We start from the raw sequence: 9,123 nt of genomic DNA, 5'->3' as shown, positions 1-9,123 counted from the left end.
AAGTGAAGGTAGAGAATGTTGAAGAGTACAATCTAAATTTTCAGATAAAGTCATAAAAAAATGAGCGTATTGGCATACACTCATTTTTACTACATTTTTCTAATGTCTGCTTAACTGACTGGCATTACTCATATGAGGACTTTTTTATATCTGAAGAAAGCTTAGCTTTCCAGTTTGACCGCTTCAAGCAGGTCAAAAATCACTGTAGTGACATCCTGACTCAGTTCGCGGTTATTAAATATCTCGTAGGCTGTAATGGTAATGTCCGTATCACTCGGCAACAGACGCTGTTCTTCCTCAATCAAGTCATTGATCGGTAACAAAGTCTGTTTCACTTGCAGATGCAAAATATCCTTAAATTCAAGATTTTCATCATCCAGCTCGATCAGCTGTTCATTGAAATAAGGCAGCAAAATTGAATGAAGATAAGGTTGAATATCCTCGATATCAAAGATCTCGATATCACGGGTTTCATCAATCGTACTAATGTGGTCATTTACTTCAATTAAAATATGGTAGTAACTCACATGAATCTCCAAGAAAGTTGGCCTAAGACGTCCTACTGTTCTTCACAATAACATGAAATGAAACCAAGTTGTATTTTTACTAGCCTAAACACATAAATAATATAGGGAATTAAAACCTGAATGTTATCGGGTATACAATAGGGTCTTGTCTGCCGGGCGTAGTTTGAAATCTTGCAGATTCTGTTCACCCAATACAGGATACATTAAGGCTTCCGGATCATTATGATGATAGAGACCCAAGGCATGGCCCAGTTCATGTGCCAAAGTTAAACGTAAATCATCTTTGGCATCAAACTGGTAAATCTGGATCTTATCTCCCATAAAAATACCCTTATGAAACTGGCGTGGGGGAAAACGCTGCTGGGCCTGCTGGATATTTCGCTGATGGCTTTGCACACTGTTTTGATGAACAGAAACTTGCTGATTAAATGAAGATAGCTGTTCCTGAAGATAGGCATATTCGCGCTTAAAACTTTCCAGTTTAGGCTTGAGCATTTCCATCTCATACTGAAGCTGTTCACGCTCGGCAGATGAGCTGGCTTGTTGACGGCGTTGCAATAAGGTTTGAAATTCAAACTCAAGCTGACTTTTTTGCTGGATCAGTCGTTGCTGCTGATCTTCCAGATTTTTCTGTGAAACTTGCAGATTGCTGACTTCACGCTGATATCTGGCTTCATCGGCAAGTAACTTTTTTTCAACCTTTTTAAAGGCTTCATAGTCCTGTTGGCGTTGATCATAAATCAGTTGAATGGCCAGCTGAGCATTCTCATCATAGACCATCAGATCATCGCGATTGGTTCCTTCATGCCAGATCTGAATAGCTTCCTGACTTAATTGAATGACCTCATCACGGGTCAAGCCAAAACCGGGATCGACTTGGTCAATCCGGAAACGTAGGCGCGTATCAAAAGGATGGGTCAAACGGTCAGCCAGGGAATTAAATTTTAATTGTGGATGGGTCTTGGTTTGTAGATACAAAAACAGTGACACAATGAAAACGACAATCCCCAGAAAGCTTAAAAGACGCATAGTGTTTTTTTAAATATTGTTTGGCTCAATGTAGCTAAAAAACCAGCAAAATCCTAGCGTCAGAGCGATAAAAAGTGGCAATAAAAAACCGTGCTTATGCACGGTTCTGTTCAGGTCAGATTATGATTTTTTACCTTTCCACTGTTCAACCTGTCTTGGCATATTGGAATGATAGATAAAACCAAGGCCTATACCATTCAATAAGAAGATCATAAATTCAATTAAATATTTCAGGTTATAGGAATGTCTGGTTTGGTGATTAAAGGCATACAGCGTGATTTCAGATTTAAAGATCTGGAAAATAATATAGCTCAGCAATCCAATAGCTAGAATGATAAAACCTTTTCCGGAAGGGTAACGCTGAGGTACAGCCAGGATCAGTAATACAATGATAGCAATCAGGAAACCCAAGGAAAAAGAAGCTTCAATTCCGAAAGTTTGCAGGTAATTAAAAGGCGCGAGTACCACATTCGGCGGTAAGATCAGAAGCAGATTGCCCATCGGGTAGAGCAGCATGATCGCAAGCCCGGAAGCCAGAAGAAAAAGCTTAACAAAATTCTGCATACGTTTTTATTTTTAAGTTATTTATTTCATTATAGTTTAATTAAAAAAGATTCTATTGCCTATGTATTGAACAAAAAAAAGACCGCATAAAATGCGGTCTTTTTCTCAAAGTGACAAATTATTTTTTGTCATCTTTTACTTCAGTGAATTCAGCATCAACTACGCCGTCATCTGCTTTTTGGGCTTGGCCTTCGCCGCCTTGGAATGCATTAGGATCGAAACCTTGTGCACCGCCTTGGCCTTGAGCTGCTTCATAAGCACGTTGAGTGATCGGCATAATAATGTTTTGCAATGCTTCAGTTTTCGCTTTGATTGCTTCAACATCATTTTCTTTCGTAGACGCTTCTAACTCAGAAACCGCAGTTTCGATTGCAGTTTTTTCGTCAGCAGTCACTTGTTCGCCAAGATCTTTTACTGCTTTTTGAGCAGAAGAAACTAGCGCATCCGCTTCGTTACGTGCTTTTGCAAGCTCTTCGAACTTACGGTCTTCTTCAGCATTTGCTTCAGCATCTTTGATCATTGCTTCGATTTCAGCATCAGACAAACCTGAGTTTGCTTTGATCTGGATAGATTGCTCTTTACCAGTGCTCTTATCTTTCGCAGATACTTTCAAGATACCATCCGCGTTGATGTCGAACGATACTTCAATTTGTGGCACACCACGTGGAGCAGGTGGGATGTCACCTAACTGGAAGTTACCCAACAATTTGTTTTGTTGAGCCATTTTACGTTCACCTTGGTAAACTGAAATGTCTACAGCAGGCTGGTTGTCCGCAGCAGTTGAGAACACCTGAGATTTCTTCGCAGGAATCGTCGTGTTTTTCTCAATGATTGGAGTCAACACGCCACCCATGGTTTCAATACCAAGAGTTAGTGGAGTTACGTCAAGAAGAAGTACGTCAGTTTTATCACCAGACAATACCGCACCTTGGATCGCAGCACCCATTGCGACTGCTTCGTCCGGGTTCACGTCTTTACGTGGCTCGCGACCGAAGAATTCTTGTACTTTTTGTTGTACAAGTGGCATACGAGACTGACCACCTACCAAAATTACGTCAGAGATGTCAGAAGTTGAAAGACCTGCATCTTTCAGCGCAATCTTACAAGGCTCGATGGTACGAGCTACAAGATCAGCAACTAAACCTTCAAGTTTTGCACGAGTTACATTGATCACTAAGTGTTTAGGACCAGTCGCATCTGCAGTGATGTATGGAAGGTTGATTTCAGTTGCGTTAGAAGAAGAAAGCTCGATTTTTGCTTTTTCAGCTGCTTCTTTCAGACGTTGTAACGCAAGTGGATCGTTTTTCAAGTTCACGTTTTGTTCTTTCTTGAACTCTTCAACCAAGTAGTCGATCAATGCGTTATCGAAGTCTTCACCGCCCAGGAAGGTGTCACCGTTAGTTGATAACACTTCGATTTGCTGGTCGCCATCAAGGTCAGCGATTTCAATGATTGAAACGTCGAATGTACCACCACCCAAGTCGTATACCGCAACTTTACGGTCGCCTTCTTTCTTGTCCATACCGAATGCAAGCGCCGCAGCAGTTGGTTCGTTGATGATACGTTTAACTTCTAGGCCTGCAATTTTACCTGCATCCTTAGTTGCTTGACGTTGTGCATCGTTGAAGTAAGCAGGAACAGTAATCACCGCTTCAGTGACTGTTTCACCTAGGTAGTCTTCTGCAGTTTTCTTCATTTTTTTCAGAACTTCTGCAGAGATCTGTTGTGGAGCAAGTTTCTTGTCGTTTACTTCAACCCAAGCATCGCCATTGTCAGCTTTCAGGATTTTGTAAGGAACCAGACCGATATCTTTTTGTACTGCCTGGTCTTCATAACGACGACCGATCAGACGTTTGATCGCGAATAATGTGTTTTTAGGGTTGGTTACCGCTTGGCGTTTAGCTGATTGACCAACAAGGATCTCACCATCTTTGTACGCAATAATAGATGGAGTTGTACGTGCGCCTTCAGCGTTTTCGATAACTTTAACTTTGTCGCCTTCAAGTACTGCAACACATGAGTTTGTAGTACCTAAGTCAATACCAATGATTTTAGCCATTTGGATGTTTCCTCAAAAATTCTTTTATTCCCAAATTTTTCCCTTTAACAAAGGGAAATTAAAAGGGATTTACTTGTTATCCGATATGAGAGCCGTTCAATTTTTTTCAAGTAAATTTTTAGAAAAAATTTCACAAACTCCCGATTTATTTAGCTTAAGCGCCAACCATGACCATTGCAGGACGTAATAAACGACCATTGAGGGCATAGCCTTTTTGCAAGACTGTACCGATTTCATTAGATTTGGCATTTGGATCAATACCGACTGCCTGATGCAATTCAGCATTAAAACCATTTGCGGTATCAACTGCGACTACACCAAATTTCTCTAGTGTATTGAGCAACGCTTTCAGGGTCAGTTCTACGCCTTCACGTAACGGGCCCTGTTCTTCCCCTGCAGCAACAATCGCGCGCTCCAGGTTATCCACTGTATCTAGCAACTCTTTAGAGAACTTTTCCAGCACAGTGTCTTTATGCTTTTCTGATTCACGCTGAATACGTTCCACACTTTTTTGTGCTTCGTAAACTGCATTGGCAGTGCGTGCTTTTTCTAACTTTAAGTCACCTTCAAGTTGTGCAATCTGCTCTTGTAAAGATTCAACGGTAACTTCTACTTGCTCAGGTTCAGCTTGAGTTTGCTCTACCTCTTGTGTCGCTTGCTCTTGCTCAAGATCTTGAGCTTGTTCGTTCTGCTCAGTTGCCATTGATTTACTCCGTTTAAATGGGTTCTTAAACATGTACAGTCCTTGGGCGTCAGAGTTAACTGCGTTAATACTGAACTGCCATGATTGAAATTTTTAATTATTTAAAGAAATCGGGGCAGGGGTAAAAAATTCAAGCACAAGTACAGATTAATTTTAGGATTTATTTAGATTTAATGACTTTCATAAAAGCAGCATCGTATTTTTAGATAGAAATAATAATTTTTATCTGTTTTAAATATTTTTAGAACAGGTGCATCATAGCGTCATTAACAGCGGCCTTGTTCTGAGGAGAGAGCTGAACCAGGTTGCTGTTGCCTTATTTTTTAAGCTGTTTTTTCCAGTCGGATCCCTCACACATGGTCCGGCTTTATTTTTTAAGCTGTTTTTTCCAGTCGGATCCCTCACACATGGTCCGGCTTTTTTTTGTCCAGATTATTTTTTAGACATAAAAGCGATTAATAACTAAGCAATAAAGTATTACACAAAAAATGAGCAACGCTATATTATTTATTTCAGATTCTATCGCTGTAGTTTCTTCTCTTTTTTAGAAATGTGTTTTCGTGGCTTATCTTTTCTCTAGATAAGCCTTTTTTTTGCCTGAAATTTGCTACGGTTTTCGACCTATAAAATGAGATCATCTTCATCAAGGCTGTGTTGAGTAAAAACATTTCTTCTATTCAAAGAAAATAACTGGAATGAGATCAAAACCATAAAACCGAGTCCATAAAAAAAGCCCTGATCTAAATCAGGGCCTCTTTTTTTATTTATATTCTGCCTAATCACGACGATTACGTGGTCGCTGCTGTTCCTGTTTACGTCGCTGATCATTCCAGCGTGGATTATTGGAGCGGTTTTGCTGAACCCGTTTACGCTGCTGTTCTGCCACTTTTTTACGTTGTTCCAGCTGCTGGCGACGTTTACGTTCGGCCTGGGCCTGTTTCTGACGCTGGTTACTCAGATTCTTGCGCTGCTGTTCCAGACGTTGTCGTTCCAGTTGAGTTTTACGACGATCCAGTTCTATTTGCCGACGCCGTTCCTGTTCCCAGTTACGCTGCTGAATATTTTTGCGCCGTTCCAGTTCCAGCCTCTTACGTTGCTGTTCATATTCCCAGCGTTGCCCGTCATAGCGGCGGTCTTGATCATAACGATAGTCATAACCTCGATCGCGACGGTCATAACGTCCGTCATAATAACCATCATCAGGAAAAGCCACACAGCCTACGGCTAAAAATGCAGTGGCTAAGGATACCGTTATTATTCTTATCGCCATAAGCTATCTCCTTTTATACAGACTTCTACATCAAAGTCGCAAAAGTGCTGTAAAAATCTCACTTAAACTGTTAATGACATCTGATTAAATTCAGGTTAGCGTATTTGGCAGATAATCTATGTACATTGATATTAAGACTTATATAAGAATATGGTCACTAAAATCCTAATCATGTAGAAAAAATGAAGAATTATGGGAAAAGGATGAAAACTCATGGGTGCGAATAATCCGGTCACAAAATTTGTAATGGATAAGGGGCAGGGCACTGCAGCACGCTTGCTGGATTGCCTGCCGAGCTTTGCACAAGAACGTCTGGTAAAAGCATTGGATTATCCTTATGACTATCCTGATTTGGATCCTTATATAAAATGCTTGATGGCGATTCAGCTCAAACAGGGCCAGCACAGTTTTATTAGTGAAGATGCGGTACGATCACGTCAACTGTTTGATGAACGCATGAAAGCCATTCAGGCAAAACCAACGCCGGTCAAGGCAGTCGAGGATCTGCGCCTGCCATTGCAAAATGGCACTATCTTTGCCCGACATTATCATCCGGCACCACAGAAAAAATTGCCGATGGTCATTTTCTATCATGGTGGTGCATTTATAGTGGGTGGTTTGGATACACATGATGAGTTTTGCCGTTTATTGGCGGTGCATGCCAAGGTGCAGGTACTCAGCGTGGCTTATCCGCTAACGCCAGAATACAGTCCTTTGCAGATGGTACAGGTTTGTGAAGATACTCTGGCTTGGGTACACCAAAACATCAAGCAGCTGAAAATCTATAAAAACCAGATTGTAGTGGCCGGGGATAGTGCGGGTGGAAATCTGGCGGCAGTAGTTGCGCAGCGGAGTGCCGATAAAATCTATGCACCTCGTGCACAGTTATTGCTTTACCCGGCTGTCGATTTTAAAAGCCGCCATCCTTCTTTTTATGCCTATAATCAGGGCCTGGTACTTTCAGCTCAGGATATTGATCTGGTGACCAAGCTATATGCTGAAACACATCAAGTCGAACTGGACGATCCGCTGATTTCACCGACCTATGGTGAACTGAAGGATCTGCCACCTGCCTATGTGATTACTGCCCGTCATGATGTGTTGCATGATGAGGGTTCAATCTATGCACTGAAGTTACGTGAGAATGGGGTGCGAGTGTACTATCAGGAATATACGGATCAGGCACACGGTTTTATCAATCTGACCCCAATTCATAAACGTTCGAAAAAGCAGGTTATTGAACTCAGCAAGAATTTCCGTAAATTCCTGGATAAAAAGATCTGATTCAAAAATAGATGTAAAAAAGGTGTTTCACGTGAAACACCTTTTTTATTTTTTATGGATCTTGGCTTCTGGAAAGACTAAATTAAATTTAGGTACATAAAAGCTTTGTAAATATTTAGCTTTAGAAAAATCTGGGAATATATCCTGAGTATCTTGCCACTCTGCTTGAATGAGCTTGGATAAATAACCCCGGAATTGAGGGCTAAACTGATAATGCTGGGATTTCCAGGTTTGCCGGATTTTTAGCATGGAGCTTGGAAGATGATGACTATTTAAATAGAAAGAACGAGGAGATTTAGGTTTTTTAAGACGAAGCGTCATGCTTTGCTCACGATAAGTAATGCGGCAAATCGTTTCCTGTCCCTGTTCTTGCCAGTCAAACTCTGCATATTCTTTAGGAATACCCCACAAGTGCTGACCATGCACAATAGATTCATGAGTAGAGACATAAATTTTCGGAATAGTCGAAAGACGCCGTCTGCTAATTAAAGGATGATCCATAATGAGCAATTCATCATAAGGACCCACAGGAGAATGATGATAGCGCACTAATAGAACCTGAACGACACGGCCGAGTGGAGATGGCGCAATCCGAAAACTTTGAAATTCACGAATGAAATGAGGGGTAATCCAGTAATTTAGAATAAAACCCTCCCCCTGCAAATGCCAGGGCGGAAATTGATGGACGCTTTTCTCCTGTAGTAATGCATGGCTCATTATTATTCTCTTGTCTTTAGTCGGCAGGTCACTGCATTATTAGTCATGAAAGATTAATATGTTGTGAATCTCAACCTTTCTTTATCAGTAGATGAGTTAAAAAATGTTAAAAAAATCATTATCTGCTATCGCGTTGATCGCATTTAGCTTGCCAAGTTTTGCTGCCAATACCCTGATCGAGATGAAGACCTCATCCGGTAATATCGAAATTGAACTCTTTAATGACAAAGCACCGATTACGGTGAAAAACTTTGAAGAATATGTCAAAAGCAACTTCTATACAGGAACCATTTTCCATCGGGTCATTCCTGGTTTCATGATTCAGGGCGGAGGCTTTGATCTCAACATGCAGGAAAAAGCCAATAATAAAGCTTCAATCAAGAATGAATCAGATAATGGTTTGCAAAACAAACGTGGCACTTTGGCCATGGCACGTACCAACGACCCTAATTCGGCGAAAGCGCAGTTCTTTATTAACTTGGTAGATAACAGTTTTCTGGATCGTTCACCAAGAAATGCTGGATATGCAGTATTTGGCCGGGTCACAAAAGGTATGGAAGTAGTCGATAAGATCGCTCAAGTGCCTACTCAAAACTATGGCATGCATCAGGACGTTCCTAAAACAGCCGTAAAAATCAACAGTGTGACCCTTAAAACACCAAGCGTGAAAAAGTAAGTGAAAAATAAAATATAAATATTTTGTTTGTATTTTCTTTGGAATATTATGAACTTATGTAAAAATTGGTAGAAAAATGAACCAATTTGGTGCATAAAAATGAAACAGTCATGATTGGTGTGCGTTAAAAGCACTTGCTTGTGTAGGAAATTGCCCTATAATGAGCTCATACCGACGAGATAGACGGAAACGAACGAAACACGAAGCGTTGAGTTGTTAAGTTTATCGAAGTCCAGCTTCTGGCATTGACGAGATGTTAGAAAGATCATTAAGAGATTATGAAGAACAACTTGT

The 9,123-nt window shown here is 40.7% G+C and carries 9 protein-coding genes; 2 read left to right on the top strand and 7 right to left on the bottom strand.

Annotated features, from left to right (window positions below):
* Positions 1 to 161 precede the first annotated feature (161 nt).
* The 6 genes from FTV13_RS15160 to FTV13_RS15135 all read right to left on the bottom strand — a co-directional run bounded on the left by FTV13_RS15160 (position 162) and on the right by FTV13_RS15135 (position 6,152).
* Positions 162 to 539 carry a hypothetical protein gene (locus FTV13_RS15160; protein ID WP_162835342.1) on the bottom strand — a complete coding sequence of 126 codons (378 nt, stop codon included), beginning with the start codon at positions 537 to 539 and terminating at the stop codon, positions 162 to 164.
* 111 nt (positions 540 to 650) lie between these two features.
* Positions 651 to 1,556, bottom strand: coding sequence for a matrixin family metalloprotease (locus FTV13_RS15155; RefSeq protein ID WP_034171331.1), 906 nt, complete (start codon positions 1,554 to 1,556; stop codon positions 651 to 653).
* A gap of 120 nt (positions 1,557 to 1,676) precedes the next feature.
* A complete protein-coding gene (locus FTV13_RS15150) occupies positions 1,677 to 2,072 on the bottom strand; it encodes a hypothetical protein (protein WP_257218537.1) in 396 nt (131 codons plus the stop codon).
* Between the two features lie 166 nt (positions 2,073 to 2,238).
* Positions 2,239 to 4,179: a molecular chaperone DnaK gene (dnaK, locus tag FTV13_RS15145; protein ID WP_104426786.1), complete on the bottom strand. Its 1,941-nt coding sequence runs from the start codon at positions 4,177 to 4,179 to the stop codon at positions 2,239 to 2,241.
* Between the two features lie 154 nt (positions 4,180 to 4,333).
* Positions 4,334 to 4,882, bottom strand: coding sequence for a nucleotide exchange factor GrpE (gene grpE, locus FTV13_RS15140; protein WP_166138659.1), 549 nt, complete (start codon positions 4,880 to 4,882; stop codon positions 4,334 to 4,336).
* 775 nt (positions 4,883 to 5,657) lie between these two features.
* Positions 5,658 to 6,152, bottom strand: coding sequence for a hypothetical protein (locus FTV13_RS15135; RefSeq protein WP_180012512.1), 495 nt, complete (start codon positions 6,150 to 6,152; stop codon positions 5,658 to 5,660).
* A 213-nt stretch (positions 6,153 to 6,365) separates the two neighbouring features.
* Here FTV13_RS15135 and FTV13_RS15130 point away from each other — a divergent pair, with 213 nt between their 5' ends.
* Positions 6,366 to 7,436 carry an alpha/beta hydrolase gene (locus tag FTV13_RS15130; RefSeq protein WP_180012510.1) on the top strand — a complete coding sequence of 357 codons (1,071 nt, stop codon included), beginning with the start codon at positions 6,366 to 6,368 and terminating at the stop codon, positions 7,434 to 7,436.
* 45 nt (positions 7,437 to 7,481) lie between these two features.
* On the opposite strand, the gene FTV13_RS15125 is transcribed toward FTV13_RS15130, so the two are convergent.
* A complete protein-coding gene (locus tag FTV13_RS15125) occupies positions 7,482 to 8,153 on the bottom strand; it encodes an acetoacetate decarboxylase family protein (RefSeq protein WP_179993066.1) in 672 nt (223 codons plus the stop codon).
* A 103-nt stretch (positions 8,154 to 8,256) separates the two neighbouring features.
* On the opposite strand from FTV13_RS15125, the gene FTV13_RS15120 reads away from it, so the two are divergent.
* Complete coding sequence (locus tag FTV13_RS15120; RefSeq protein WP_179993067.1) at positions 8,257 to 8,829, top strand: peptidylprolyl isomerase; 573 nt, start codon at positions 8,257 to 8,259, stop codon at positions 8,827 to 8,829.
* Positions 8,830 to 9,123 lie beyond the last annotated feature (294 nt).

Source organism: Acinetobacter sp. YH12235 (genome assembly GCF_013417705.1).
GTDB lineage: Bacteria > Pseudomonadota > Gammaproteobacteria > Pseudomonadales > Moraxellaceae > Acinetobacter.
The sequence above is the reverse complement of the archived record's forward strand: the minus strand, read 5'-3'. Positions and strand labels throughout refer to the sequence as shown.